The sequence below is a fragment of the Streptomyces sp. NPDC005808 genome (genome assembly GCF_042871385.1).
Lineage (GTDB): Bacteria > Actinomycetota > Actinomycetes > Streptomycetales > Streptomycetaceae > Streptomyces.
On record NZ_JBIAIK010000003.1, the window covers coordinates 125,112 to 152,102 of the forward strand.

The 26,991-nt window shown below is 70.0% G+C and carries 19 protein-coding genes; 14 read left to right on the plus strand and 5 right to left on the minus strand.

The window, feature by feature from the left end:
* Positions 1-71 precede the first annotated feature (71 nt).
* From ACFYPC_RS07565 to holA, 6 genes are all read left to right on the plus strand, one after another.
* On the plus strand, positions 72-917 hold the full coding sequence (locus tag ACFYPC_RS07565) for a DegV family protein (protein ID WP_388672340.1): 846 nt from the start codon (positions 72-74) through the stop codon (positions 915-917).
* 372 nt (positions 918-1,289) lie between these two features.
* Positions 1,290-2,435 (plus strand): helix-hairpin-helix domain-containing protein, encoded by a 1,146-nt coding sequence (locus ACFYPC_RS07570; RefSeq protein ID WP_388673376.1) that lies wholly within the window; start codon positions 1,290-1,292, stop codon positions 2,433-2,435.
* 122 nt (positions 2,436-2,557) lie between these two features.
* Entirely contained in the window at positions 2,558-5,266 is a 2,709-nt protein-coding gene (locus ACFYPC_RS07575) for a ComEC/Rec2 family competence protein (RefSeq protein WP_388672343.1), read from the plus strand.
* A gap of 4 nt (positions 5,267-5,270) precedes the next feature.
* Positions 5,271-6,131: an arylamine N-acetyltransferase gene (locus tag ACFYPC_RS07580; RefSeq protein WP_388672347.1), complete on the plus strand. Its 861-nt coding sequence runs from the start codon at positions 5,271-5,273 to the stop codon at positions 6,129-6,131.
* A gap of 122 nt (positions 6,132-6,253) precedes the next feature.
* The gene (locus ACFYPC_RS07585) at positions 6,254-6,499 is read left to right on the plus strand and encodes a hypothetical protein (RefSeq protein ID WP_388672350.1); all 246 of its coding nucleotides are present in this window, start codon (positions 6,254-6,256) and stop codon (positions 6,497-6,499) included.
* Positions 6,500-6,604: 105 nt separating this feature from the next.
* Positions 6,605-7,591 carry a DNA polymerase III subunit delta gene (gene holA, locus ACFYPC_RS07590; RefSeq protein WP_388672353.1) on the plus strand — a complete coding sequence of 329 codons (987 nt, stop codon included), beginning with the start codon at positions 6,605-6,607 and terminating at the stop codon, positions 7,589-7,591.
* A gap of 421 nt (positions 7,592-8,012) precedes the next feature.
* Here holA and rpsT read toward each other — a convergent pair whose 3' ends face one another.
* Complete coding sequence (rpsT, locus tag ACFYPC_RS07595; protein WP_121403109.1) at positions 8,013-8,279, minus strand: 30S ribosomal protein S20; 267 nt, start codon at positions 8,277-8,279, stop codon at positions 8,013-8,015.
* A gap of 223 nt (positions 8,280-8,502) precedes the next feature.
* Between rpsT and lepA the strand changes: the two genes are divergently transcribed.
* Together lepA and ACFYPC_RS07605 are read left to right on the plus strand one after the other, a co-directional pair.
* Positions 8,503-10,371 carry a translation elongation factor 4 gene (gene lepA, locus ACFYPC_RS07600; protein WP_388672358.1) on the plus strand — a complete coding sequence of 623 codons (1,869 nt, stop codon included), beginning with the start codon at positions 8,503-8,505 and terminating at the stop codon, positions 10,369-10,371.
* Between the two features lie 218 nt (positions 10,372-10,589).
* Positions 10,590-12,464 (plus strand): AMP-dependent synthetase/ligase, encoded by a 1,875-nt coding sequence (locus tag ACFYPC_RS07605; RefSeq protein WP_388672361.1) that lies wholly within the window; start codon positions 10,590-10,592, stop codon positions 12,462-12,464.
* A 21-nt stretch (positions 12,465-12,485) separates the two neighbouring features.
* On the opposite strand, the gene ACFYPC_RS07610 is transcribed toward ACFYPC_RS07605, so the two are convergent.
* Together ACFYPC_RS07610 and ACFYPC_RS07615 are read right to left on the minus strand one after the other, a co-directional pair.
* Positions 12,486-13,070 (minus strand): two-component system response regulator, encoded by a 585-nt coding sequence (locus ACFYPC_RS07610; RefSeq protein ID WP_388672364.1) that lies wholly within the window; start codon positions 13,068-13,070, stop codon positions 12,486-12,488.
* A 12-nt stretch (positions 13,071-13,082) separates the two neighbouring features.
* Entirely contained in the window at positions 13,083-17,240 is a 4,158-nt protein-coding gene (locus ACFYPC_RS07615) for a HAMP domain-containing protein (protein ID WP_388673378.1), read from the minus strand.
* 192 nt (positions 17,241-17,432) lie between these two features.
* Between ACFYPC_RS07615 and ACFYPC_RS07620 the strand changes: the two genes are divergently transcribed.
* On the plus strand, positions 17,433-19,490 hold the full coding sequence (locus ACFYPC_RS07620; protein WP_388672367.1) for a SpoIIE family protein phosphatase: 2,058 nt from the start codon (positions 17,433-17,435) through the stop codon (positions 19,488-19,490).
* A 124-nt stretch (positions 19,491-19,614) separates the two neighbouring features.
* Positions 19,615-20,847, plus strand: coding sequence for a radical SAM family heme chaperone HemW (gene hemW / locus ACFYPC_RS07625; protein WP_388672370.1), 1,233 nt, complete (start codon positions 19,615-19,617; stop codon positions 20,845-20,847).
* A gap of 206 nt (positions 20,848-21,053) precedes the next feature.
* On the opposite strand, the gene ACFYPC_RS07630 is transcribed toward hemW, so the two are convergent.
* Both ACFYPC_RS07630 and ACFYPC_RS07635 read right to left on the minus strand, forming a co-directional pair.
* Positions 21,054-21,854 carry a DUF3097 domain-containing protein gene (locus ACFYPC_RS07630; protein WP_388672373.1) on the minus strand — a complete coding sequence of 267 codons (801 nt, stop codon included), beginning with the start codon at positions 21,852-21,854 and terminating at the stop codon, positions 21,054-21,056.
* A gap of 45 nt (positions 21,855-21,899) precedes the next feature.
* Entirely contained in the window at positions 21,900-22,688 is a 789-nt protein-coding gene (locus tag ACFYPC_RS07635) for an MBL fold metallo-hydrolase (protein ID WP_388672376.1), read from the minus strand.
* 181 nt (positions 22,689-22,869) lie between these two features.
* Here ACFYPC_RS07635 and hrcA point away from each other — a divergent pair, with 181 nt between their 5' ends.
* The 4 genes from hrcA (at position 22,870) to ACFYPC_RS07655 (ending at position 26,989) form a co-directional block, all read left to right on the plus strand.
* On the plus strand, positions 22,870-23,886 hold the full coding sequence (gene hrcA, locus ACFYPC_RS07640) for a heat-inducible transcriptional repressor HrcA (protein WP_384392481.1): 1,017 nt from the start codon (positions 22,870-22,872) through the stop codon (positions 23,884-23,886).
* The gene (gene dnaJ / locus ACFYPC_RS07645; protein ID WP_388672379.1) at positions 23,887-25,026 is read left to right on the plus strand and encodes a molecular chaperone DnaJ; all 1,140 of its coding nucleotides are present in this window, start codon (positions 23,887-23,889) and stop codon (positions 25,024-25,026) included.
* 134 nt (positions 25,027-25,160) lie between these two features.
* Positions 25,161-26,255 (plus strand): nitronate monooxygenase, encoded by a 1,095-nt coding sequence (locus ACFYPC_RS07650; protein WP_388672382.1) that lies wholly within the window; start codon positions 25,161-25,163, stop codon positions 26,253-26,255.
* Positions 26,252-26,989, plus strand: coding sequence for a 16S rRNA (uracil(1498)-N(3))-methyltransferase (locus ACFYPC_RS07655; protein WP_388672385.1), 738 nt, complete (start codon positions 26,252-26,254; stop codon positions 26,987-26,989). The genes ACFYPC_RS07650 and ACFYPC_RS07655 overlap by 4 nt, the downstream gene beginning before the upstream one ends.
* Positions 26,990-26,991 lie beyond the last annotated feature (2 nt).

The following is a 26,991-nucleotide window of genomic DNA, read 5'->3' on the forward strand; positions in this document are numbered from 1 at the left end:
CCGGCCGCACCAGCCGCAGGTGGGAGGGGCCGGGCTGCCGACCACGTGCCCCGGCAGGTAACCTCCAGCTCATGTCCCGCCATGTCGCGATCGTCACCGATTCAACGGCCTACCTGCCGCCCCGGACGATGGAGCGCCACGGCATCACAGCGGTGCCCCTGACCGTGGTCCTCGGCGACCGGGCCCTCGAAGAGGGCACTGAGATCTCGGCCCGCTCCCTGGCCTTGGCGTTGCAGAAGCGGCGCTCCGTCACCACGTCACGGCCCAGCCCCGAAGTATTCGCCGCGACCTACCGCAAGGTCGCCGAGTCGGGCGCCACCGGCATTGTCTCCCTCCATCTGTCGTCCGAGTTCTCGGGTACGTACGACGCCGCGGTCCTCGCCGCGCGGGAGGCTCCGGTACCCGTGCGTGTGGTGGACACCGGGATGGTCGCGATGGCGCTCGGCTTCTGTGCGCTGGCCGCGGCGGAGTCAGCGGAGGCGGGAGGCACGATCGACGAGGCCGTCACGGCCGCGGAGAAACGAGCCGCGGGTACCTCCGCGTACTTCTACGTCGACACCCTCGACTATCTGCGCCGCGGCGGCCGGATCGGAGCCGCGCAGGCGCTGCTGGGCTCCGCGCTCGCGGTCAAGCCGCTGTTGCAGCTGGACGGCGGTCGTATCGAACTCCTGGAGAAGGTACGGACGGCGTCCAAGGCCATCGCCCGCCTGGAGGAGATCGTCGCCGACCGCGCGGGTAGCGCCCGGGTCGACATCGCCGTCCACCACCTTGCCGCTCCCGATCGGGCCTCGGCTCTCGCGGACCGGCTGCGGGCGAGGGTGCCCGGTCTCGTGGATCTGCATGTCAGTGAGGTCGGCGCGGTGATCGGTGCGCACACGGGGCCTGGGCTGCTGGGGGCGGTTGTCTCACCCCGGTGAAGGGTGAGGCCAGGGGCGTGTGTGGGGTTTTCTGGCGGTGGGTGCGGTGGGTGCGGTGGGTGCGGTGGGTGTAATGGGTTCGGTGGGTGTCGGCGGGTGTGGCGGGTTCAGCGGGTGTAGCTCGTGTGGGTGAAGGAGTTATCCACAACTGGGCAGTAGTCCCCGGAAATTGAGCAAGATCATCGCGGAGTTGCCGAGGTGCTGGATCCTCGCCGCATGGCACTTCGATCACGTTCACACGCAGCCACTCCGACCAGCGGCCCGGGCCGCGGGCCCGTCTCCGACGGCCGCAGTCGCCATCGCCGTCACCATGACCGCCATCGTGCCCGAAGCCGTGCACGGCGCCGGGAGGCCTCGGCCGAGGCACTCCGACTGCGCGCGGAGGCGCTCTTTGCCGAAAGGGCTGGAGAGCGGCGGGAGTTCGGGAACGGGCATGGGCACGGGCACGGGCACGGGATTCGGCCTCCGGGGGCGGGGGATTGGGACGTAGGGGACAGTCCGCGGGCGAGAACCGCGGTGGGGGTGGGCGTCGCTGATGTGTGGGGGATTCAGAGGCGTGGCGGTGGGGGTTTGGACCGGGGTGAGGGTGAGCCCGGGCCCGGGGTACGGGGAGTCGGGGGCGAGGGTGGTCTCCGCAGGCGCAGGGCAGTTGACCCTGGTGGTTTGCAGGGGAGCGGCGCGGAAGACCGTGAATCCTCCCGTGTGAGGTGGGCGGTCGACCGTGATGCTTCAGGTGACGGGGTGGCCGTTGATGCGGGTGTGCGTGGCGACGTTGGCCCCGGCGGGGTGGCGGGGGCGTGGCGGGATCGGGTCGGGCCCGCTGTGCGGGAGCGGATGCCGTTGTGGTTGCAGTCGAGATGCGGGCTTGAACGCAGGAGCGTGATCGCCCTTACCGCTCTGCTCGTCGTTGCTGCGGTCTTCGCCGTGCAGCATTTCTGGGCCGGCCGGACCCAGCCGGTGCGGGCTCCCGAGGTGGTACGGGCGGCGGCTCCGTTTGGCGAAACGGCAGGACAGCAACAGGAGTTGGCGCCGGGCGCGTCGGTCGGGACTTCCAGCCCGGTCGGTGCGGCCGGGACCGTGATCGTGGTGGATGTCAGCGGCAAGGTGCGCAGTCCCGGGCTCCAACGCCTGCCGGCCGGTTCTCGCGTGGAGGACGCGCTGCGAGCCGCGGGCGGAGTGCGTCCGGGCACGAACACCGAAGGACTCAACCGCGCTCGCCTCCTGGTGGACGGCGAACAGGTCGCCGTCGGTGTGCCCGCGCTCGCCGGGGGACCAGGCTCGGGTGCGGCCGGCAGCGTCGCATCCGGCGGCGGTGGCGTTCCCGCCGCTCCCGTCTCACTCAGCACAGCCACTGTGGAGCAGCTCGACGGCCTCCCGGGCGTCGGCCCTGTCCTGGCCCAGCACATCGTCGATTACCGCACTCAGAACGGGGGCTTCCGCTCGGTGGACGAGCTTCGTGAGGTCAACGGGATCGGAGACCGCCGGTTCGCCGATCTGCGGAATCTGGTGCGGCCGTGAACGGGCAGAGGGTTACGCGCTCCGCTGGTGCTGGTGCTGGTGCTGGTGCTGGTGCGGGTGCGGGGTCCCGGGGTGGTGCTGATGCCGGTGAGCCTGATGTCGGCGCCTCGAACCGGCGGGCTGTGCATGCTGCCTCGGGCAGGCGGCTGGGAGCCTCGAATCCCCGGGAGGAGGGGCCGGCGGACTTACGGCTCGTGCCACCCGCGCTGGCTGCCTGGATTACGGCGGCGGTGACGCTTGGCGGTCCGCCGGGGTGGGTCGCGGGCGTGGCGGTGGTCTGCCTGGTCGTGGGTGGGGCGCTGTTGGTTGCGGAACGAAGGGGGGTGCACAGCGACAGCGAGGCGGGGCCCGCGGGGCCACGGTTCCGCTTCGGCGAAGGCCGACACGGACGTCGAGTCGGGGCGGCGGCGGAGGTGCGTCGGCTCCCGGAGGGTCCGGAAGGCCGTCGACTCCGGGAAGGGGCGGAGTTACGGCGACTTCCGGGAGGGGCGGAGGTGCGTCGACTCGGTGAACGGCGGGAGAAGGTCCCGTTCGCCGACGGGCTCCGGCGAGAACGGTCGCGTATATGGCCGCGGGCGTCTGTTGCCGCCGTGCTGCTCTGTGTCGCCGCGGCCGCTGCTTCTGCCGGGTTGCACGGGGCGGATCTGCGGCGAGGGCCCGTTCCCGCCTTGGCGAAGCAGTACGCGCAGGTGACCGTCGAGGTCGAGGTCACCTCCGATCCACGGCTCACCCGGCCACGGGTCAAGGGAGATCACGCGGCTCCGACGGCAGTGCTGCTCGACGCCGAGATCCGGAGGCTGATGCGGGCGGACGGCACCGACGTGGTGACGCGTACTCCGGTGCTGATGATCGTCGACGCCGGCTCGGCAAGGGGCTCGCCTCGGCTGTCCGGGGAGCGTTCGCCCTGGCTGGCGCTGTTGCCGTCCACGCGGTTGCGGGTGGCCGCGCGGCTCGCGCCCGCCCTGTCGGGTGGGGACGAGATCGCGGCGGTCCTGCGGGTGCGGGGGAGTGCTCCACCGGAGGTCGTGGGGGAGCCGTCCGGCCCGCAGCGGTTCGCAGGCGGGCTGCGCGAGGGCCTGCGGGAGGCGACCGACGGATTGGACGCGGACGCGCGGGCGCTGCTCCCGGGGCTGGTCGTGGGTGACACGTCACGGGTCACACCGGAGCTGGACGAAGCGTTCAAGGCGACGGATCTCACGCACCTTCTGGCGGTCAGTGGCGGCAACTTCACGATCTTGCTCGCTCTCTTCATCGGACCACCCGGCCTCGCTCAGCGTGCCGAGCGGCGCGGCCTCGCACCGCGGCTCGGTGTACCGCTACGGGCCACCGCGTTGTTCGTCGGCGCGCTCACCCTCGGCTTCGTGATCGTGTGCCGCCCTGACCCGAGTGTGCTGCGGGCCGCGGCCTGCGGATCGATCGCGCTGCTCGCCATTGCGACCGGGCGCCGCAGATCGCTGATCCCCGCGCTGGCCACGGCCGTCCTGCTACTGGTGCTGTACGACCCCTGGCTGTCCCGTAGCTACGGCTTTGTGCTCTCCGTCCTGGCCACCGGTGCACTGCTCACCCTGGCGCCAAGGTGGAGCGCGGCGCTCCAGAGGCGTCGGGTGCCGCCGCGCCTGGCCGAGGCGCTCGCCGCCGCCGGCGCGGCGCAGGCCGTGTGCGCGCCGGTCGTCGCGGTCCTCTCGGCCCGGGTGAGTCTGGTGGCGGTGCCGTGCAATCTGCTCGCGGAGTTCGCGGTCGCACCGGCCACGGTGCTGGGCTTCGCGACGCTGGCGACGGCCTCGGTCGCGATGCCCGTCGCCAAGGCCTTGGCGTGGTCCGCGAGTTGGCCCGTCCAGTGGATCGCGGACATCGCTCGTACCGGGGCGGCGCTGCCCGGAGGGGGAGTGGACTGGCCGGGCAGTTGGACGGGGGCGCTGCTGCTCGCCCTTGCGGTGGTGGCCGTGGTGTTCGTCGGCCGACGGCTCCTGAGACATCCGTGGCTGACCGGTTTCTGCGGGGTGCTGTTCCTGTTGGTCGTGGTGCAGCCGCCGCCGCTCACCAGGGTGATCACAGGATGGCCGCCGCCCGGGTGGCGGATGGTGATGTGCGACGTGGGTCAGGGGGACGCGACGGTGCTCGCTGCGGGTGACGGTACCGCTGTGGTGGTGGACGCCGGGCCGGACCCGGTACTGGTGGACCGGTGCCTGGGCGCGCTCGGCATCACCCGCATTCCGCTCGTCGTACTCACGCACTTCCATGCCGATCATGTGGCGGGGCTGGCGGGCGTGCTGCGCGGACGTTCGGTGGGTGCGATCGAGACGACCGGCCTCGAAGAGCCGCCGGACCAGGCCGAGTTCGTGCGACGGGAGGCCGCGGCACGGCACATCCCGGTGACGCGGGCTGTGTCGGGGGAGCGGCGGCGCACGGGCGGTCTCGACTGGCAGGTGCTGTGGCCGCCGCCGAGCTCGGCATCCACGCAGGACGGCCCGAACGACGCCAGTGTCACCCTGCTCGTACGGTCGGCGGGGCTGAGGATGCTGCTGCTCGGCGATCTCGAACCTCCGTCTCAGCAGGCGCTGTTGAGATCGCCGGCGGCCGCTGAGCTGGGAGCTGTGGACGTACTCAAGGTGGCCCACCATGGCTCGGCCTACCAGGACCCGGACCTCATACGCAGGGTCGCGCCGCGGCTCGCCCTCATCTCGTGCGGCGAGGACAACCCGTACGGGCATCCAGCGCCCAGCACGGTCGCTGCGTTGCGGGCCGGCGGCGCCGTGGTGCTGCGGACCGACGAGGACGGGGCGCTGGCGGTCGTGGCCGCGAGCGGAGGGCTGAGCGTGGCGAGACACTGAACCCATGAATTCCGCACAGGCCGACGCCTACCTCCGCAGGATCGGGGCTCAGTACCCCGCGTGGCCCACCTCCGATGCGCTGCGTGAGCTCCATCGCCGCCATCTGGAGACGGTGCCGTTCGAGAACCTGTCGATTCACCTCGGTGAGGAGATCGTGCTGGAGGAGAAGAGGCTGTTGGACAAGCTGGTGGGGGCGCGCAGAGGTGGCTTCTGCTACGAACTGAACGGTGCGTTCGGGGCGTTGCTGGGAGCGCTGGGCTTCGATGTGACGCTGCTGGCGGGGCGGGTGTACGACGACGAGGGGCGGCTCGGGATTCCGTACGACCATCTCGCGCTGCGTGTGCGGACGGTCGACGGGGGTGACTGGCTGTCCGACGTCGGGTTCGGGGCGCTCAGCCTCTATCCGCTGGCATTCGGGGAGCGAGGGGAGCAGGAGGAGCCCGGCGGCACGTTCCGGGTCGTCGAGGCGGGGCCGGACGCCGCGGGGGTGCGGGGCGCCGGAGGGTCGCGTGAAAGGGAGGATCTCGATGTCATCCGGAACGGCAAGGTGCAGTACCGCTTGGAGGTACGGCCGCGGGTGCTCAAGGACTTCGTGACCGGCGTTTGGTGGCACAGCACCTCGCCGATGTCGCATTTCGCGCGGTCGCTGGTCTGTTCGCGGGTCACCGGGGACGGCGGCAGGATCACGCTCAGCGGTCGGAGCTTCACGGTGACGGCGGCCGACGGGACGAAGAAAGTGTCGGAACTGGCCATGGACGAGGAGGTGCTGGCGACCTATCGCGACCAATTCGGGATCGAGTTGGGGCAGGTGCCGGAGGTTCGGGACGCGGCGGAGGAGGCAGGCGAGGCGGGGGAGGTGGGCTGAGTGCTTGGCGTCGGTCGGGTCCGGTGTCCGTCGGTCTGGCGTCGGTCGGGATTGGTGCCCGTCGGGTTTGGCGTCGGTCGGGATTGGCGTCCGTCTTGGTCGGCGTACCGGAAAATGTCTGCGTGAGCGATGTGAGACATGTGCTGGTACTGCCCGACCGTGACGCCGCCGAAGAGGCCGCGCAGGCACTCGGTGACAGGTTCGGGCTGGATGAGGAACCACAGCTCGTGCGGGATGCCCTGGCCGGTGAGGATGACGCCGAGGACGCGCAGTGGCTGGTGGTGCTACGGGATACCGAGGAGCGGCTCGACCCGAAGGAACTGGAGGAGTTCGTGGCGGAGTGGGACGGGTGGCGCGAGGAGCCGTAGCGCTCCGCTCGGGAGAGAACACACCGCGAGGACAGCGCCCGGCCCCAGGCTTCCTGGGTGCCCACTCGCACCGCATTGTCAGTGGCCCGTGGGATGCTTGGCGCGATGGCCAGGAAGACTGCTGATGACGACCCTCTCGCCCCCCTCACGCTTGCGGTGGGCCAGGAGGACCTCCTGCTCGACCGTGCCGTGCAGGAGGTGGTGGCCGCTGCCAGGGCTGCCGACGCCGACACGGATGTACGGGACCTCAGCCCGGACCGGTTGCAGCCCGGCACGCTTGCCGAACTGACGAGTCCGTCGCTCTTCTCCGAGCGGAAGGTCGTGGTCGTACGCAATGCGCAGGACCTGTCGGCCGACACGGTCAAGGACGTGAAGGCGTATCTGGGGGCGCCCGCCGAGGAGATCACCCTGGTGCTGTTGCACGCGGGTGGGGCCAAGGGCAAGGGGCTGCTCGATGCCGCGCGCAAGGCGGGGGCGCGGGAGGTGGCGTGCCCCAAGATGACGAAGCCGGCGGATCGGCTGGCGTTCGTGCGCAGTGAGTTCCGGGCGGTGGGGAGGTCCGCCACGCCTGAGGCCTGTCAGGCGCTCGTGGACTCCATCGGGAGTGATCTGCGGGAGTTGGCTTCCGCGGTGTCGCAGCTCACCGCGGACATCGAGGGGACGATCGACGAGGCCGTTGTCGGGCGGTACTACACCGGGCGGGCCGAGGCGTCGAGTTTCACCGTGGCCGATCGGGCCGTGGAGGGGCGGGCCGCGGAGGCGTTGGAGGCGTTGCGGTGGTCGCTGTCGACCGGGGTTGCGCCGGTGCTGATCACCAGTGCGTTGGCGCAAGGGGTGCGGGCGATCGGGAAGTTGTCGTCCGCGCGGGGTGGGCGGCCGGCTGACCTTGCCCGTGAGCTCGGTATGCCACCGTGGAAGATCGACCGGGTTCGGCAGCAGATGCGGGGGTGGACTCCGGATGGGGTTTCCGTTGCCCTGCGGGCGGTCGCCGAGGCTGACGCCGGGGTCAAGGGCGGTGGGGACGATCCTGAGTACGCCCTGGAAAAGGCTGTTGTCGTGATTGCTCGGGCTGCGCGGTCCCGACAGGGGTAGGTGCCCGGCGTTGGTGGCGGCCTGGGGTTGTTCGCCCCCTCCGCCCCTGCCCGTCCCTTGTACCTGGGGGCTCCGCCCCCAGGCCCCCGCATCGCGCCGAACGCGCTCGTCCTCAAACGCCGGACGGGCTGAACATGCCTGCACGGGCGAACAGCGGAGCGCCCTCAGGTGGGTTAGGGATCGGGACCGGCACTGCCTCGTCCTCGAACGCCGGACCGGCTGAAAGACCTCCAGCACCAAGTGGGCTGAAACGCCAAAAGCCCCGCTCCCTCCCGGGGAAGGGAGGGAAAGCGGGGTCCTGGATCACGTTGTTGGAACCACGCCCGCGTGGCGAACGCAGATCGTGCGTGGGTCCGGGGTGCCGGGCAGGAGCGGAAGAGAGGGCCCGCTGGGTCCTTTCCGGCGGTTAAGTCGGGTTGGATCAGCCCTTGAGGGAAGCGACCTTGGAAGCAAGCGCCGACTTCTTGTTGGCGGCCTGGTTCTTGTGGATGACGCCCTTCGAGACGGCCTTGTCGAGCGCACGCGAAGCATCGCGCGTGTACTCGGTGGCTTTCTCGACGTCACCGGCGGCAGCGGCCTCGCGGGCCTTGCGGATCGCGGTCTTCAGGGAGGACTTGACGGCCTTGTTGCGCAGCCGAGCCTTCTCGTTGGTCTTGATCCGCTTGATCTGGGACTTGATGTTCGCCACGAATGAGCCTCTACAGGTTCAGGCACGCGAGACAGCACGTCTCGCACGCCGTTTGATTTCCTTGGGTGTGTCTCCTGCAGAGAGGGCATGAGACACAGCTACCCAGGCTACCAGTGCTCGTGCGAGCGGCCCAAACCGGTCGCAGCTCTCCGCCCGTGGGACCATGGAACCTACGTATCGATCCGACCCGAGGCGACAGGCGCCTCAAGAGACAGGACCCTGCGTGCCCGCGACCCCTAACAATGTGCCCGAGCCGAGCCGTACCGCCCCGGCGCTGCTCCGCAATTTCTGCATCATCGCGCACATCGACCACGGCAAGTCCACGCTCGCCGACCGCATGCTCCAGTTGACCGGGGTGGTCGAGCAGCGGCAGATGCGCGCCCAGTACCTCGACCGTATGGACATCGAGCGCGAGCGTGGCATCACGATCAAGTCCCAGGCGGTCCGGCTGCCGTGGGCACCGTCCGAGGATCCGGGCAAGACCCATATCCTCAACATGATCGACACCCCCGGGCACGTGGACTTCACGTACGAGGTGTCCCGGTCGCTCGCCGCCTGCGAGGGGACCGTGCTCCTCGTCGACGCCGCCCAGGGCATCGAGGCGCAGACTCTCGCCAACCTCTACCTGGCGATGGAGAACGACCTCAAGATCATCCCCGTACTCAACAAGATCGACCTGCCGGCCGCGCAGCCGGAGAAGTTCGGCGAGGAGCTCGCCAACCTCATCGGCTGTGATCCCGAGGACGTGCTGAAGGTCTCCGCGAAGACCGGGCTCGGTGTCGAGGCGCTGCTGGACAAGGTGGTCGCCGAGGTCCCCGCCCCGATCGGTGTCGTGGACGCCCCCGCTCGCGCGATGATCTTCGACTCCGTCTATGACTCCTACCGCGGTGTCGTGACGTATGTCCGTGTGATCGACGGGCAACTCAACAAGCGTGAGCGGATCCGGATGATGTCCACCGGCGCGACCCACGAGCTGCTGGAGATCGGGGTCTCGTCCCCCGAGATGACCGCGGCCGACGGTCTGGGCGTCGGTGAGGTGGGCTACATCATCACCGGGGTGAAGGACGTCCGGCAGTCCAAGGTCGGTGACACCATCACCACCCTGCACAAGGGGGCGACCGAGGCGCTCGGAGGGTACAAGGACCCCAAGCCCATGGTCTTCTCCGGGCTGTATCCGCTCGACGGGTCCGACTACCCCGAGCTGCGCGAGGCCCTCGACAAGCTGCAGCTCAACGACGCCGCGCTCGTCTATGAGCCGGAGACCTCCGCCGCGCTCGGCTTCGGGTTCCGTGTCGGGTTCCTCGGGCTGCTGCACCTCGATGTGATCCGTGAGCGGCTCGAGCGCGAGTTCGGGCTCGACCTCATCGCCACCGCGCCGAACGTGGTCTACCGCGTCGACATGGAGGACGGCACCGAGCACATCGTCACCAACCCGAGCGAGTTCCCCGAGGGGAAGATCGACAAGGTCTTCGAGCCGGTCGTGCGGGCGACGATCCTCGCGCCCTCCGAGTTCATCGGCTCGATCATGGAGCTGTGCCAGACCCGGCGCGGCACCCTGCTCGGCATGGACTACCTCTCCGAGGACCGGGTCGAGATCCGTTACACGCTGCCGCTCGCGGAGATCGTCTTCGACTTCTTCGACCAGTTGAAGTCCAAGACCCGCGGCTATGCCTCGCTCGACTACGAGCCCACCGGTGAGCAGGCCTCCAGCCTGGTCAAGGTCGACATCCTGCTGCACGGCGACAAGGTCGACGCCTTCTCGGCGGTCACCCACAAGGACGCGGCGTACGCGTACGGAGTGCGGCTTGTGGCCAAGCTGCGTGAGCTGATCCCGCGGCAGGCCTTCGAGGTGCCGATCCAGGCGGCCATCGGGTCGCGGGTCATCTCCCGCGAGACCATCCGCGCCATCCGCAAGGACGTCCTCGCCAAGTGCTACGGCGGTGACATCTCCCGTAAGCGGAAGCTGCTGGAGAAGCAGAAGGAAGGCAAGAAGCGGATGAAGATGGTGGGCTCTGTGGAGGTTCCGCAGGAGGCCTTCATCGCCGTGCTCTCCAGCGACGAGGACAGCAACTCGGGCAAGGGGAAGAAGTAGCCCTGCGGTACGCCGTTGTTCTCAAGGGCCCGCTGCGCTCCGGCGCGGCGGGCCTCTGCGCAAGCGTCCGGTCGCGCTCTGTAGGAAGTGACAGGCCGCCGACCCTTACGCAGTGGCCTGGTGGGCTTTAGTCTGATCACTGCTCGATAGTTACTCGCGAGTTAAACAACAGCCGCATCATTGAGCCAGCCGCACTGTCGCGGGCCCCGGAGGATGTCGTGAGCGACACACAGACCCTGATCGAGAACCGTCCGCCGTCCGTGGCGGCGCTCTTCCTGGAGCGTGTGGCGGCCACGCCGGACGCAGAGGCCTACCGCTACCCGGTGCCCGCCGCCTCGGGCGAGGGCCCGGACGACTGGAAGTCGCTGAACTGGGCCCAGGCCGCCGAGCGGGTCTTCGCCGTGGCGGCCGGTTTGATCGAACTGGGCGTGCAGCCCGAGCAGCGCGTCGCGCTCGCCTCCTCCACCCGGGTCGAGTGGATCCTCGCCGACCTCGGCATCCTGTGCGCGGGCGCGGCCACCACGACCGTGTACCCGCAGACGAACGCCGAGGAGTCGGCGTTCATCCTCTCGGACTCCGGGAGCAAGATCCTGATCGCGGAGGACGCGGCGCAGCTCGCCAAGGCGGTGGAGAAGCGCGCCGACCTGCCCGAGCTGACACATGTCGTGGTGATCGATCCCGAGGGCGTGGAGAGCAACGACTGGGTTCTCACCCTCGCCGAGCTGGAGACCCGCGGCGCCGCGTACCTGGAGAAGAACCCCGACCTGATCAAGGAGAAGGTCGGCGCGATCACCTCCGGCCAGCTCGCGACGCTGATCTACACCTCCGGGACCACGGGCCGCCCCAAGGGCGTCCGTCTCCCGCAGGACAACTGGTCGTACATGGCGAAGGCCATCGCCGCGACCGGGCTGCTCGGTCCCGACGACGTGCAGTACCTCTGGCTGCCGCTCGCGCATGTCTTCGGCAAGGTGCTCACCTCCGGCCATATCGAGATCGGGCACGTCACCGCCGTCGACGGTCGCGTGGACAAGATCATCGAGAACCTTCCGGCGGTGCAGCCGACGTACATGGCGGCCGTGCCCCGCATCTTCGAGAAGGTCTACAACGGGGTCGCGGCCAAAGCGCGGGCCGGAGGCGGCGCGAAGTACAAGATCTTCCAGTGGGCGGCCGGAGTCGCGCGCGAGTATGCGAAGGCCAGTCAGGACAACTTCCGCCGCACCGGCACCGCCTCCGTGCCCTTCGCGCTCGGCGCCAAGCACAAGGTCGCCGACGCGCTCGTCTACGTCAAGATCCGCGAAGCCTTCGGCGGCAAGCTGCGCGCCTGCGTCTCGGGGAGTGCGGCGCTCGCGCCCGAGATCGGCTACTTCTTCGCCGGCGCCGGCATCCACATCCTGGAGGGGTACGGCCTCACGGAGTCCTCCGCCGCCTCCTTCGTGAACCCCGGCGAGGCCTACCGCACCGGCACCGTCGGCAAGCCGCTGCCCGGCACCGAGGTGCGCATCGCGGACGACGGCGAGGTCCTGCTGCGCGGTCCCGGCATCATGGAGGGCTACCACGGGCTGCCCGAGAAGACCGCCGAGGTCCTTGAGCCCGACGGCTGGTTCCACACCGGTGACATCGGCGAGCTGTCCCCCGACGGCTACCTCAGCATCACCGACCGCAAGAAGGACCTCATCAAGACGTCCGGCGGCAAGTACATTTCGCCGGCCGAGGTCGAGGGTCAGTTCAAGGCCGTGTGCCCGTACGTCTCCAACATCCTCGTGCACGGCGCCGACCGGAACTTCTGCACCGCGCTGATCGCACTCGACGAGCCGTCAATTCTCGTCTGGGCCAAGGAGAACGGCCTGGAGGGCAAGTCGTACGCCGAAGTCGTCGCCGCACCCGCCACGGTCAGCCTCATCGAGGGTTACGTCAAGGAGCTCAACGGGGGACTGCAGCGCTGGCAGACCATCAAGAAGTTCCGGCTGCTGCCCCGTGACCTCGACGTCGAGCACGGTGAGGTCACGCCGAGCCTGAAGCTGAAGCGTCCGGTTGTCGAGCGCGAGTACAAGCACCTGATCGAGGAGATGTACGCGGGGTCGCGCGAGGCGTAGGTCGCCCGAGGGGGCGGGGAGTCACATGCCTCGCCCCCTGCGCATCTCTCGCAACAGCTCCCCCACCTGCCGTATCTGCCGGCGCAATTCGGACGCGTCCTGCAGGCTGCCGGCCGACATGTGCGTCTCGATCTTCTTGAGGCGGCCCGCGAGTTCGTCGAACTGTTCCTGTTCGCGGGCGAGCATGCGTTCCAGCTGCTGGTTCTTGCGGTGGAGGTCGAGGAAGACGGTGACCTTGGCGCGCAGTACCCAAGGGTCGAAGGGCTTCGTGAGGTAGTCGGCGGCTCCGGTCGCGTATCCGCGGAAGGCGTAGCCCGCGTCGGCGTCGGTGCCGGTCAGGAAGATGATGGGGACGTCCTTGGTCTGGTCGAGCCGCTTGATGTTCGCGGCGGTCTCGAAGCCGTCCATGCCCGGCATCCGGATGTCGAGCAGCACGACGGCGAACCGCTGACGCAGCAGGGCCTTCATCGCCTCCTCGCCCGAACGCGCGCGGACCAGCGGCTCGTTGAGAGACCCCAGGACGGCCTCAAGGGCGATCAGGTTGTCCTCCATGTCGTCCACCAGGAGGATGCTGGCGCGCTCGTCGGTTGTTTCCTCAGCGCTCATGGTGACTGTGCCTCACTCAGTCGTCGGCGGGATCGCGGGCTCCCCTGATGTGCTCGGTCCCGGTACAACGGGTACAGCGGTCTCTGTGGCGGCGTCCGGCCGCGGGTCCTCGTTCGCGCGCTCCGGGTTCTCCACGCTCTCCACGCTCTCCGGCACATCCGGCACATCCGGGATGACCGGGGATCCGGTGTCCGCCGTGGTCCGAGGGTCGAGGAGTGCGCAGACGACGGTGAGCAGTTGGTCGACGTCCACCGGTTTGGGTACGTAGTCGTTGGCGCCCTGCGCGATGGACTTGTCGCGGTCTCCCGGCATCGCCTTCGCAGTGAGGGCGACGATGGGCAGGCCCGTCCAGCGGGGGGTGCGGCGGATGGCGGAGATCGTTTCGTAGCCGTCCATCTCCGGCATCATGATGTCCATCAGGACGAGTTCGACGTCGGGGTTGCGCTCCAGCGTCTCGATGCCCTCGCGGCCGTTCTCCGCGTACAGGACGGGCATGCCGACTCGGCCCAGTACATGGGTGAGTGCGAAGACGTTGCGGATGTCGTCGTCCACGATCAGCACCCGCCGCCCCGGCAGGACCTGTCCCGCCCGGCCGGCCTTCCACGCCTCCAGTTTGGTGGGCGTGGGCCAGCTGTCGTCCGTGTCGTGGGTGGTGTACGGCTCGGTGGACAGCTCCGGTACGGGCAGGTCGTGGTCCTCGTGGGCGGGTCCGGTCGCCCCGTGCCCGGGGCTGACGACAGGGACGTACAGCGTGAAGGTGGAACCCTGGCCGGGCTTGCTCTCGGCGACGATCCGGCCGCCGAGCAGTCCGGCGATCTCCCGGCTGATGGACAGGCCGAGGCCCGTGCCGCCGTACTTGCGGTTGGTGGTGCCGTCGGCCTGCTGGAACGCCTCGAAGATCACCGGGAGTTTCTCCGGGGCGATGCCGATGCCGGTGTCGGATACGGCGAAGGCGATCACGTCGTCGCTCTTCTCGCGGGTGTGGACGTGGTCGGGGTCCTTGAGGCGATTGACGCGCAGTTCGACCCGGCCGGTCGCGGTGAACTTGATCGCGTTGGAGAGCAGGTTGCGCAGGACCTGCTGGAGCCGCTGCTCGTCCGACCACACCTCGCGCGGTACGTCCTCACTGACGGACACCTCGAAGGAGAGCCCCCGGTCGAGGGTGAGGGGGCGGAAGGTGGCGTGGACGTAGTCGAGCAGCTTGATGAGGGGGAGCTTCTTGGGGCGTACGTCCATCCGGCCGGCCTCGATCTTCGAGAGGTCGAGGATGTCGTTGATGAGCTGGAGCAGGTCGGAGCCCGATCGGTGGATCGTGGTCGCGAACTGCACCTCCTGGTCGGAGAGATGGCCGTCCGGATTGTCCGACAGCAGGCGGGCGAGGATCAGCAGCGAGTTGAGCGGGGTCCGCAGTTCGTGCGACATGTTCGCCAGGAACTCCGACTTGTACTGCGATGACGTCGCCAAGAGGGCTGCTTTTTCTTCCAGTTCCGCGTTCGAGCGCCGCAACTCCGCCTGCTGCGACTGGAGTTCGTCGGATCGGTCCTGAAGCTGGATGGCGAGGCGCTGGGACTCGCCGAGCAGGGACTCCGTGCGGGAGTTGGCGATGATGGTGTTGATGGCGACGCCGATGGTGTTCACGAACTGGTCGAAGAAGGCCAGGTGGACGTCGGAGAAGCGGGAGAACGAGGCCAGTTCGATCACGCCGAGGAGCTTGTCCTCGAAGAGGATCGGGATGATGACGACGCTCGTGGGGGCGGCCTCCCCCAGACCGCTGTTGATCTTGATGTAGTCCGGCGGGGCCTCCTCCACCAGGATCCGCTTCTTCTCGCGCGCGGCCTGCCGGACCAGCCCGTGCACCGGCATGCCGCCCGTGTCGACGGTCGCGCCCTGTGCCGAGCCGTACCCGGCGATGAAGGCCAGCCCCTTGGCGGGGATGGCGGTCCGCAGGGTCTCCTCCTCCGGGTCGGCCAGGAAGAAGGCGCCGTACTGCGCGTTCACCAGCGGCGTCAGCTCGCGCAGGATCAGGTCGGCGACCTCCATCAGGTCGCGGTGACCCTGCATCAGCGCGGCGAGGCGGGCGAGGTTCGACTCCAGCCAGTCCTTGGCCCGGGTGGTCTCGCGGAGGTTGGCCACCATCAGGTTGATGTTGTCCTTGAGCTCGGTGACCTCGCCCTGGGTCTCCACCGTGATGGAGCGGGACATGTCACCCTGGGCCACCGCGGAGGCCACCTCGGCGATGGCGCGGACCTGCGTGGTCAGGTTCAGCGCCAGCTCGTTCACGTTCGTCGTCAGGCGCTTCCAGGTGCCGTACACACCCTCGACCCTTGCCTGGCCGCCGAGTTGGCCTTCGGAGCCGACCTCGCGGGCGACCCGGGTGACCTCGGAGGAGAAGGAGGAGAGGGTGTCGACCATCGTGTTGATGGTCGTCTTCAGCTCCAGGATCTCCCCGCGGGCGTCCACGTCGATCTTCTTGGAGAGGTCGCCCTGGGCCACGGCGGTGGCGACCTGCGCGATGTTGCGGACCTGGGAAGTCAGGTTGTCGGCCATGTAGTTGACGTTGTCGGTCAGGTCGCGCCAGACACCGGAAACGCCCAGTACCTGGGCGCGACCGCCCAGCCGGCCGTCTGTGCCGACCTCGCGGGCCACCCGGGTGACCTCGTCGGCGAAGGCGCGCAGCTGCTCCACCATCGTGTTGACGGTGTCCTTCAGCTCCAGGATCTCGCCGCGGGCGTCGACGGTGATCTTCTTGGAGAGGTTGCCGTTCGCGACGGCCGTGGTGACCTGGGCGATGTTGCGGACCTGGGAGGTCAGGTTCGAGGCCATGAAGTTGACGTTGTCGGTGAGGTCTTTCCAGACTCCTGACACTCCGCGGACCTGCGCCTGGCCGCCGAGGTTTCCTTCGGTGCCGACCTCGCGGGCGACGCGGGTGACCTCGTCGGCGAAGGCGGAGAGCTGGTCGACCATGGTGTTGATGGTCGACTTGAGCTCCAAGATCTCGCCCTTCGCCTCGACGGTGATCTTCTTGCCGAGGTCGCCCTGGGCCACCGCCGTGGACACCAGGGCGATGTTGCGGACCTGCGAAGTCAGGTTGTCCGCCATGAAGTTGACGTTGTCGGTGAGGTCTTTCCAGACCCCCGACACTCCGCGGACCTGCGCCCTGCCGCCGAGGTTTCCTTCGGTGCCGACCTCGCGGGCGACGCGGGTGACCTCGTCGGCGAAGGCGGAGAGCTGGTCGACCATGGTGTTGATCGTCGACTTCAGCTCCAGGATCTCGCCCTGCGCGTCGACGGTGATCTTCTGGCTCAGGTCGCCGTTGGCCACGGCCGTGGTGACCTGGGCGATGTTGCGGACCTGGGAGGTCAGGTTCGAGGCCATGAAGTTGACGTTGTCGGTGAGGTCCTTCCAGACCCCCGACACGCCGCGCACCTGCGCCCGGCCGCCCAACTGCCCTTCTGTGCCGACCTCGCGGGCGACGCGCGTCACTTCGTCGGCGAAGGCGGAGAGCTGGTCGACCATCGTGTTCACGGTGAGCTTCAGTTCGAGCAGCTCGCCGGTCGCCTCGACGGTCACCGTGCGGGTCAGGTCGCCGCGGGCCACCGCCGTCGTCACCAGGGCGATGTCCCGGACCTGGGCGGTAAGCCGGGCCGCCATGGTGTTGACCGCCTCGGTCACATCACGCCAACTCCCGGACAGTCCCGTCACCTTGGCGCGGCCACCGAGCCGTCCCTCCGTGCCGACCTCGCGCGCGACCCGGGTCACCTCGCCGGTGAACAGGGACAACTGATCCACCATCTTGTTGACGGCCCGCCCCAACCGGCGTAAATCGCCCCGGAGCTGACGGTTGCCGTCGTGCAGGTCGACCCGCTGGGTCAGGTCGCCCCCGGCCACCGCGTCGAGCACCCGTGTCGCGTTCGCCGCGGGCGCGACCAGGGCGTCGAGCAACTGGTTCACGTCGTTTACCCGAGTCGTCCAACTGCCCTGCCCCGGGCTCGCCGAGAGGCGCTCGTCGAGACGGCCGTGCCGCACCAGGTCCCGGCGGACGCGCTGGACCTCGGAGTTGAAATGGGAGCCGCGGTCCATGATCTGGTTGAACAGCGCGCAGAGATCGGCCACCACACCGTCGCCGGTCTCCGGCACCTTGCTGAAGTCACCATCCCGGGCGGCGGTCATCGCGGCGAGCAGCGGGCGCAGCTCCGATGCCCGAATCAGACCGTCGATCCGGCCGTCTTCAAGCACACGCATACCACTCTTCTCAGCCATGGTGGCCCACTTCGGTAACTCGGCGCATATGGGCACGGCCAGTCTGTCACTGTGTCGGCATCGGCTGAGGCCTAATGTCCGAACTGCTCAGGGAGCCGCACCGTGGGGGCCATTCCGACGCAACGGGAGTCCAAGGCGCGTGCGCCCGATGCGCCCGCGCACCCCCGCGCCGGCCACGAATCGGTCGCCCGCACCTCACTGGCGGGCACCCCGCTCGCGCCCGGAGCCGCCCGCGACTTCGTGCGCGCCGCACTCGCCGAGTGGGCCGAACTCGCCCCGCACGGCGCCGGGATGATCGACGACCGGCTCACCGATGACGCCGTCGTGGTCGTCAGCGAACTCGTCACCAACGCCGTTGTGCACGCCGGCACCGACGTTGAGCTGGCATGCGGCCTCGAGAGCACGGACGAGGGTTCGCCGGGCCGGCTGGTCATCGAGGTGTCCGACCACCACGCCGCCCGCCCGATACACGACGACAGCGTCGAACGGCCCTACGGCACACCGGAGTACGGGCGCGGTCTGCGGCTCGTCTCCGCGCTCTCCGACGCCTGGGGGATCACGTACCGCACCGGAATCAAGACCGTCTGGGCACGGCTGCCCGTGGGCGGAAGCGGCCTCGGCACGGGCGGCGAGGTGATCTCGGGCGTCGACAGGATCGTGGAAGTCGGCGAGAGATTAGCGGCGTACGCCGGCGAGCAGGCCCGGGAACGCGAGCCGTGGATGGCCGAAATACGCGACCCCGAGCCGAGGCGCACAGCCCCGCACGACTACGACTGGCTCGACCGCGGCGCCCTCTCCTTCCTCGCCGAGGCCTCCGACCTGCTCGCCGGGCAGCTCGACGAGGACCTTGTCGCCGCGCTTGCCGGACAGCTGATCGTGCCGCGCCTCGCCGACTGGTGCGCGGTGTGGCTGGAGGACGAGGCCACCGACCGCGCGGGCGGTCTCGGCCTCGCCCTGGGGCCGCGCCTGGCCCGTGTCTGGCACAGCAGCGAGAACCGCATCGAGGACCTGCGGCGCGCCTTGGAGAAGGACCCGCCCAGGCTGCCCGACTCGGTGCGCTCCCGGGCCGTGCCCGTGCCCTGGCCGGGGGAGGCGCTGACCTCGGGAGGGGTGCACCGGGGGAGCGGTGGGGCCGACGGCGCGGAGGGGGCGAGTGGGTCCGGTATGAGTGGGTCCGGTGCGAGTGGTCCCGGTGTGAGTGGGGCTGCGCTCGCGTATCGGCTGATCGCGGGTGGGCGGCCGCTGGGCACGCTCGTCCTCGGGAGGGCCGGGGCGGCCGGCTTCCCGGACGAGATCACCGGGCTGGTCGAGGATCTCAGCCGCCGTATCGCCCTCGCCATCGGCGCGGCCCGCCAGTACGCGCGCCAGGCCACCATCAGCCGGGTCCTCCAGCGTGGCCTGCTGCCCGGCGCGGTCGCCGAGATCCCCGGCGTGCGCAGCGCCCTCGTCTACGAGCCGCTCGACAAGGGCGGGCCCAGCGGCGACTTCTACGACCTGTTCCCGGCCGGTGACGGTCGCTGGTGCTTCGTCGTGGGCGACGTACAGGGCAAGGGGCCCGAGGCCGCCGTGGTGATCGGACTGGCCCGGCCCTGGCTGCGGCTGCTGGCCCGCGAGGCGTACGAGGTCTCCGACGTCCTCGACCGCCTCAACAGACTCCTGCTCGACGACGCGACGGAGGCGGCCGACGCGGCGGCCCGCGCGCTCGTGGCGGCGGGCGGACCCGGGCTCGGCACGGACCCCGGACCGCAGACCCGCTTCCTGTCCATGCTGTACGGCGAACTGGTGCCCTTCGACGGCGGAGTGCGCTGCACCCTCGCTTCCGCCGGGCATCCGCTGCCGCTGCTCCTCGGCCCCGCCGGCGACGTACGCGAGGTGGCCTGCCCCCAGACCCTCCTCGGCGTCTTCGAGGACGCGACCTACGTCTCCGAGACCTTCGACCTGTACCCGGGCGACACCCTGCTGTGTGTCACGGACGGCGTGACCGAGCGCCGCAGTGGGCCCCGCCAGTTCGATGACGACGACGGCCTCGCCAGGGCCCTGGCCGGCTGCACCGGCCTGAGCGCCGAACTCGTCGCGGAACGGATCCGCAGGCTGGTCCACGAGTTCGGCGCCAAGGCACCGGAGGACGACATGGCACTGCTGGTGCTCCAGGCGGAATAGCCGCGGCTGGGGGGAACGCGGACCATCGGGCCGTACGGAGTTCCGGCGGGCGTAATACGGAGTTCCGGCGGGCGTACGGGACAGCCGTGCGGAGTTCCGGCGGGCGTACGGGACAATGGAAGGCATGCCTTCCGCACTCCCCGACGGTGAGCCCGTCCCCGACGACGGGGCGCTGCCCGCGCACGCCCTGGCCGGGGCCGCCGACCGCCCCCTCGGGTTCTACCTGCACGTGCCGTACTGCGCGACCCGCTGCGGCTACTGCGACTTCAACACCTACACGGCGACCGAGCTGCGGGGCACCGGAGGCGTACTCGCCTCCCGCGACAACTACGCCGAGACGCTGATCGACGAGGTCCGTCTCGCCCGCAAGGTGCTCGGCGACGACCCGCGTGCCGTCCGTACGGTGTTCGTCGGCGGCGGTACGCCCACCCTCCTGCCCGCCGACGATCTCGTACGGATGCTCGCCTCGATCCGTGCCGAGTTCGGGCTCGCGGACGACGCCGAGATCACCACCGAGGCGAATCCGGAGTCCGTCGACCCCGGGTACCTCGCGACCCTGCGGGCCGGCGGCTTCAACCGGATCTCCTTCGGCATGCAGAGTGCCCGGCAGCACGTCCTGAAGGTGCTGGACCGCACGCACACCCCCGGGCGGCCCGAGGCCTGTGTCGCCGAGGCCCGCGCGGCCGGCTTCGACCATGTGAACCTCGACCTGATCTACGGCACGCCGGGGGAGTCCGACGACGACTGGCGCGCCTCGCTGGAAGCGGCACTCGGGGCCGGGCCCGATCACATCTCCGCGTACGCCCTCATCGTCGAGGAGGGTACGCAGCTCGCGCGGCGGATCCGGCGCGGGGAGGTGCCGATGACGGACGACGACGTCCACGCGGACCGGTATCTGATCGCTGACGAGGCGCTCGCGAGGGCGGGGTTCGACTGGTACGAGGTGTCCAACTGGGCCACCTCCGACGCCGGGCGCTGTCTGCACAACGAGCTGTACTGGCGGGGTGCCGACTGGTGGGGTGCCGGTCCTGGCGCCCACAGCCACGTGGGCGGAGTGCGCTGGTGGAACGTGAAGCATCCGGGGGCGTATGCCGGGGCGCTGGCGGCGGGGAGGTCTCCCGGGGCGGGGCGGGAGCTGCTGTCCGGGGAGGACCGGCGGGTGGAGCGGATTCTTCTTGAGCTGCGGCTTCGGGAGGGATGCCCGTTGTCGCTGCTCCGGCCGGAGGGGCTGTCCGCCTCGCGGCGGGCGCTGTCCGAGGGGCTTCTGGAGAACGGGGCGTACGACGACGGTCGTGCCGTTCTCACGCTGCGGGGGCGGTTGCTGGCGGACGCGGTGGTGCGGGACCTGGTGGACTGAGGTGGGTTTGTTTCGCCCCCTCCGCCCCTACCCGTCCGTTGTTCTTGGGGGCTGCCGCCCCCAGACCCCCGCGTCGCGCTGAACGCGCTCGTCCTCAAACGCCGGACGGGCTGAGCACGCCGCCCCGAGGGTGGGTGGGGGATCGGGATGGCATCACCTCGTCCTCAAACGCCGGACGGGCTGAAAGATCTCCAGCGTCGGACGGGCTATTCCGTCACGAAGTCGATCAACTCCTCCACCCTGCCCAGGAGTTCCGGCTCCAGATCCTTGTAGGAACGTACGTGGGACAGGATGTGCTGCCAGGCCGCGCCGGTGTTCTCGGGCCAGCCCAGGGCGCGGCAGACGCCTGTTTTCCAGTCCTGGCCGTGCGGGACGCGGGGCCAGGCCGTGATGCCCACGGAGGACGGCTTCACGGCCTCCCAGATGTCGATGTACGGGTGGCCGACGACCAGGGCGTGGTCGCTGGTGACCGAGTCGGCGATGCGGGATTCCTTGGTGCCGGGGACCAGGTGGTCGACCAGGACGCCGAGGCGGGCGTCCGGGCCCGGGGCGAAGTCGGCGACGATCGCGGGCAGGTCGTCGATGCCCTCCAGGTACTCGACGACCACGCCCTCGATGCGCAGGTCGTCGCCCCAGACACGTTCGACGAGCTCGGCGTCGTGCCGGCCCTCCACGTAGATCCGCCCGGCCCGCGCCACCCGCGCCCGCGCACCCGGCACCGCGACCGAACCGGAGGCGGTGCGGGAGGGACGTACGGGCGCAGCGGCCGCCGGGCGGACCAGCGTCACCACCTTGCCCTCCAGGAGGAAGCCGCGCGGCTCCAGCGGGAACACCCGGTGCTTGCCGAAGCGGTCCTCCAGCGTCACCGTGCCCGCCTCGCAGCGGATCACCGCGCCGCAGAAGCCGGTGCCGGGCTCCTCGACCACCAGACCGGGGTCCGCGGGGACCTCCGGCACGGGCTTGGGCTTCTTCCACGGCGGGGTCAGGTCCGGAGAGTACTGGCGCATTCGGATGACGATAGGAGAAGCCCGGCCCCCATGTCGTACGGCCTCCTACGACACGCCGAAGCGGGCCGCCAGCGTGTCCCGTTGGGCCCGGACAAACGCCGCATTCACCACCGCTCCGTGGCCGGGAACGTACACCGCGTCCTCACCGCCCAGGTCGAGCAGCCGGTCCAGTGCCGCCGGCCACCCGGAGGGGACGGCGTCGGTGCCCGCCTGGGGTTCGCCGGACTCCTCCACCAGGTCGCCGCAGAAGACGGTCTCGGGCCCCGACGGCGATCCCGGGACCAGGACCGCCAGGTCGTGGGCGGTGTGGCCGGGGCCGACGTTCGCGAGCAGGACCTGGGTGCCGCCGCCCAGGTCCAGGGTCCACTCGCCGGACACCTGGTGCCGGGGGCGGACCAGTAGATCGGCGGCCTCGGCTGCCTCCAGCGGGTCCAGGCCGTTGCGTACGGCGTCCGCGCGCAGTTCCTCACGGCCGTGCGCGAGGACCGTGTCCAGGCCGACCGCCGCGAACACCTCGACCCCGGCGAAGGCGGCCGCGCCGAAAACGTGGTCGAAGTGGGCGTGGGTCAGCGCGAGGTGCGTCACCCGGCGGTCGCTACCGGGTAGCCCCCCGATCCCGGGAGTCGGCCGCGTGCCCTTGTCGGTCGCGTCGAGCAGTCGTCGTGCCTCGGCACGCAACTGCGCGCCCTCCCGCAGGCTCGATCCCGCGTCGATCATCAGGGCGGCCCCCGCGCCGACCACGAGCCCGACCGTGCAGTCCCAGCCCGGCAGCCGCCGCCGTCCGACCCGCGGCGCCACCCTCTCCCACCCCGCCTCTTCCCATGTCACGTTCATGGGCAGACGCTAACGGCGAGCACACTGTCGGCACGACCGCGCGGGGCCCGCCCTTGCCGCGGGCGTACCTCCCCGCCGTACACTGACCGGGGAACGCTGGCACTCGCACGCGCTGAGTGCCAGGGGGAGAGTCCGGGGCGAGTCCGGGAGACCACGGCGACGACATCTGGAGGTGTGCGCGATGCTCAGCGAACGCAGGCTCGAAGTGCTGCGCGCCATCGTCCAGGACTACGTGGGGACGGAGGAGCCGGTCGGTTCCAAGGCCCTCACCGAGCGGCACCGGCTCGGGGTCTCGCCGGCGACGGTCCGCAACGACATGGCCGCCCTGGAGGACGAGGGGTACATCGCCCAGCCGCACACCAGCGCCGGGCGCATCCCCACCGACAAGGGCTACCGGCTCTTCGTCGACAAGCTCGCCGGCGTCAAGCCGATGACCGCGCCCGAGCGGCGGGCCATCCAGAACTTCCTGGACGGCGCCGTCGATCTCGACGATGTGGTGGGGCGGACGGTGCGGCTCCTCGCGCAGCTCACGCGGCAGGTCGCCGTCGTGCAGTACCCGTCCCTCACGCGGTCGACCGTGCGGCACGTCGAGCTGCTGTCGCTGGCTCCGGCCCGCGTCATGCTCGTCCTGATCACGGACACCGGCCGGGTCGAGCAGCGTCTGATCGACTGCCCGGCACCGTTCGGGGAGACGTCGCTCGCGGATCTGCGTGCGCGGCTCAACAGCCGGGTCGCGGGGCGTCGTTTTTCGGACGTTCCGCAACTGGTGCAGGACCTGCCCGACGCCTTCGAGGCGGAGGACCGCGGCACGGTCACGACGGTGCTCTCCACCCTGCTGGAGGCGCTCGTCGAGCAGACCGAGGAGCGGCTGATGATCGGCGGCACCGCCAACCTCACCCGCTTCGGACATGACTTCCCTCTCACCATCCGGCCCGTACTCGAAGCGCTGGAGGAGCAGGTCGTGCTCCTCAAGTTGCTTGGTGAGGCCGGGGATTCGGGCATGACCGTACGGATCGGTCACGAGAACGCCTATGAGGGACTCAACTCCACGTCCGTCGTCTCCGTCGGCTACGGTTCGGGCGACGAAGCAGTAGCGAAACTCGGCGTGGTCGGACCGACCCGCATGGATTACCCCGGCACGATGGGAGCGGTACGAGCGGTGGCACGGTACGTCGGACAGATCCTGGCGGAGTCCTAAGTGGCCACGGACTACTACGCCGTACTCGGCGTGCGCCGCGACGCGTCCCAGGACGAGATCAAGAAGGCGTTCAGGCGGCTCGCGCGCGAGCTGCACCCGGACGTCAATCCTGATCCGAAGACGCAGGAGCGGTTCAAGGAGATCAACGCCGCGTACGAGGTGTTGTCGGACCCGCAGAAGAAGCAGGTCTACGACCTCGGCGGCGACCCGCTGTCCCAGGCGGGCGGCGCGGGCGGCGCCGGTGGCTTCGGTGCCGGCGGCTTCGGGAACTTCTCGGACATCATGGACGCCTTCTTCGGTACGGCGTCACAGCGTGGCCCCCGGTCGCGTACGCGCCGTGGCCAGGACGCCATGATCCGGCTGGAGATCGAGCTCGACGAGGCGGCCTTCGGCACCACGAAGGACATCCAGGTCGACACGGCCGTCGTGTGCGGCACCTGCAACGGTGAGGGCGCGGCGCCGGGGACCTCGGCGCAGACCTGTGACATGTGCCGCGGTCGCGGTGAGGTGTCGCAGGTCACGCGGTCCTTCCTCGGCCAGGTCATGACCTCGCGGCCCTGCCCGCAGTGCCAGGGCTTCGGGACCGTCGTCCCGACGCCGTGTCCGGAGTGCGCGGGCGACGGCCGCGTGCGGTCGCGTCGCACGCTGACCGTCAAGATCCCGGCCGGTGTCGACAACGGCACCCGGATCCAGCTCGCGGGCGAGGGCGAGGTCGGCCCCGGTGGCGGCCCCGCCGGCGATCTGTACGTCGAGATCCACGAGCTCCCGCACTCCACCTTCCAGCGGCGCGGTGACGACCTGCACTGCACGGTCACCATCCCGATGACCGCGGCGGCCCTCGGCACGAAGGTGCCGCTGGAGACGCTCGACGGCATGGAGGAGATCGACATCCGCCCGGGCACGCAGTCCGGGCAGTCGGTCCCGCTGCACGGGCGCGGTATCACGCACCTGCGGGGCGGCGGCCGCGGTGACCTCATCGTGCACGTCGAGGTGATGACGCCCTCGAAGCTCGACGCCGAGCAGGAGCGTCTGCTGCGTGAGCTGGCCGTGCTGCGTGGCGAGGAGCGGCCCATCGGGCAGTTCCAGCCGGGACAGCAGGGGCTCTTCTCGCGGCTCAAGGACGCGTTCAACGGTCGCTGAGGACCGTCCGCCGGACCTCTGAAGTGGGCCTTCTCGCCCTGGCCCGGACCGGCCGTGGCGAGAGGGTGCGGGTGGCCTATGCCACGCGGATGACTCGATTCGGACTTGTTCGGAGGACGTGACAACATGCCGTCATGTCCTCCGCACTGACCGATCTCTTCCCACATCCGATCGTGCAGGCCCCCATGGCGGGCGGAGTATCCGTTCCGCATCTCGCGGCCGCCGTGTCCGAGGCCGGCGCGCTCGGATTCCTCGCCGCCGGGTACAAGACTGCCGACGGCATGTACCAGGAGATCAAGCAGCTGCGTGGGATCACGAGCCGCCCCTTCGGCGTGAACCTCTTCATGCCGCAGCCCGAGTACGCGGACAAGGCAGCGGTCGAGGTGTACGCCCACCAGCTCGCCGGTGAGGCCGCCTGGTACGAGACCGACCTCGGCGAACCGGACAGCGGCCGCGACGACGGCTACGACGCCAAGCTCGCGGTCCTCCACGACAATCCGGTGCCGGTGGTCTCCTTCCACTTCGGCATCCCCAGCCGTGAAATCCTGGAGTCCCTCGCCAAGGCCGGCACGCTCACCCTGGTGACCGCGACCACGGCCGAGGAAGCACTCGCCGTGCAGCGGGCCGGCGCCGCCGCGGTCGTCGTGCAGGGCGTCGAGGCGGGCGGCCACCAGGGCACCCACCGCGACAACCCGGAGACGGACGGCAGTGGCATCGGACTGCTCTCGCTGATCGCGCAGGTCCGCGAAAGCGTGCAGATACCGATCGTCGCGGCCGGCGGCATCATGCGCGGCAGCCAGATCGCCGCGGTACTCTCGGCGGGCGCGAACGCGGCCCAGCTCGGCACGGCGTTCCTCGCCACCCCCGAGTCCGGCGCGCACGCCGTGCACAAGCAGGCACTGACCAACCCGCTGTTCGCTCGTACTGAGTTGACGCGGGCCTTCACCGGGCGACCGGCGCGCTCACTCGTCAACCGCTTCCTGCGCGAGCACGGCCCGTACGCGCCCGCCGCCTATCCCGAGGTCCACCACCTCACCTCGCCGCTGCGCAAGGCGGCGGCCAAGGCGGGCGACGCGCAGGGCATGGCGCTGTGGGCCGGCCAGGGACACCGGATGGCCCGTGAACTGCCCGCGGCGGAGCTGGTCGAGGTGCTGTGTGCCGAACTCGCGGCTGCGAAGACAGCGTTGTCGCAGTCTCCGGAGAACGGAGCGGGGGGTGCGGTCCGATGACGGCTCCGGTGTTCGTGGTGGAGCAGATGCCCAGCGCCTCCCAGTTCGTGCTCGACGGTCCCGAAGGGCGGCACGCCGTCTCAGTGAAGCGGCTGCGGCCCGGCGAGGACGTCGTGCTCACGGACGGGCGCGGGCGCTGGACGGAAGGCGTGGTGAAGGCGGCCGAAGGCAAGGACCGCCTGGTGGTCATGGACTTGGAGTCCGTCCACGAAGAGCCCCCCGAGTCTCCCCGTATCACCGTCGTGCAAGCCCTGCCCAAGGGTGACCGCGGTGAACTCGCCGTCGAGACCATGACGGAGACCGGCGTCGACGCCATCGTCCCCTGGGCGGCCTCCCGCTGCATCACGCAGTGGAAGGGCGAGCGGGGCGCGAAGGCGCTCGCCAAGTGGCGGGCCACGGCCCGGGAGGCCGGCAAGCAGTCCCGCCGAGTCCGCTTCCCCGAAGTCGCGGACGCCATGACGAGCAGGCAGGTTGCCGCACTTCTCGCCAAATCCGATCTCGCGGCCGTACTGCACGAGAGCGGCGACGAACCCCTCGCCACCGCCGAACTGCCCGCGCAGGGCGAGATCGTGCTCGTGATCGGCCCCGAAGGAGGCGTCTCTCCGGAGGAGTTGGCGCTCTTCACCGAGGCGGGCGCCCGCGCGTACCGCCTGGGGCGCAGCGTGCTGCGCACCTCGACCGCCGGGACCGCGGCGGCGGCGCTGTTGCTCGGCCGTACCGGTCGCTGGGCCTAGGG

Excerpts from the sequence above, each read along its gene's own strand:
- ACFYPC_RS07565 (WP_388672340.1), top strand. The coding sequence starts at position 72 with ATGTCCCGCCATGTCGCGATCGTCACCGATTCAACGGCCTACCTGCCG.
- ACFYPC_RS07580 (WP_388672347.1), top strand. The coding sequence starts at position 5,271 with ATGAATTCCGCACAGGCCGACGCCTACCTCCGCAGGATCGGGGCTCAG.
- holA (WP_388672353.1), top strand. The coding sequence starts at position 6,605 with ATGGCCAGGAAGACTGCTGATGACGACCCTCTCGCCCCCCTCACGCTT.
- ACFYPC_RS07610 (WP_388672364.1), bottom strand. The coding sequence starts at position 13,070 with ATGAGCGCTGAGGAAACAACCGACGAGCGCGCCAGCATCCTCCTGGTG.
- ACFYPC_RS07615 (WP_388673378.1), bottom strand. The coding sequence starts at position 17,240 with ATGACCGCCGCCCGGGATGGTGACTTCAGCAAGGTGCCGGAGACCGGC.
- hemW (WP_388672370.1), top strand. The coding sequence starts at position 19,615 with ATGCCTTCCGCACTCCCCGACGGTGAGCCCGTCCCCGACGACGGGGCG.
- ACFYPC_RS07630 (WP_388672373.1), bottom strand. The coding sequence starts at position 21,854 with ATGCGCCAGTACTCTCCGGACCTGACCCCGCCGTGGAAGAAGCCCAAG.
- ACFYPC_RS07635 (WP_388672376.1), bottom strand. The coding sequence starts at position 22,688 with ATGAACGTGACATGGGAAGAGGCGGGGTGGGAGAGGGTGGCGCCGCGG.
- hrcA (WP_384392481.1), top strand. The coding sequence starts at position 22,870 with ATGCTCAGCGAACGCAGGCTCGAAGTGCTGCGCGCCATCGTCCAGGAC.
- ACFYPC_RS07650 (WP_388672382.1), top strand. The coding sequence starts at position 25,161 with ATGTCCTCCGCACTGACCGATCTCTTCCCACATCCGATCGTGCAGGCC.
- ACFYPC_RS07655 (WP_388672385.1), top strand. The coding sequence starts at position 26,252 with ATGACGGCTCCGGTGTTCGTGGTGGAGCAGATGCCCAGCGCCTCCCAG.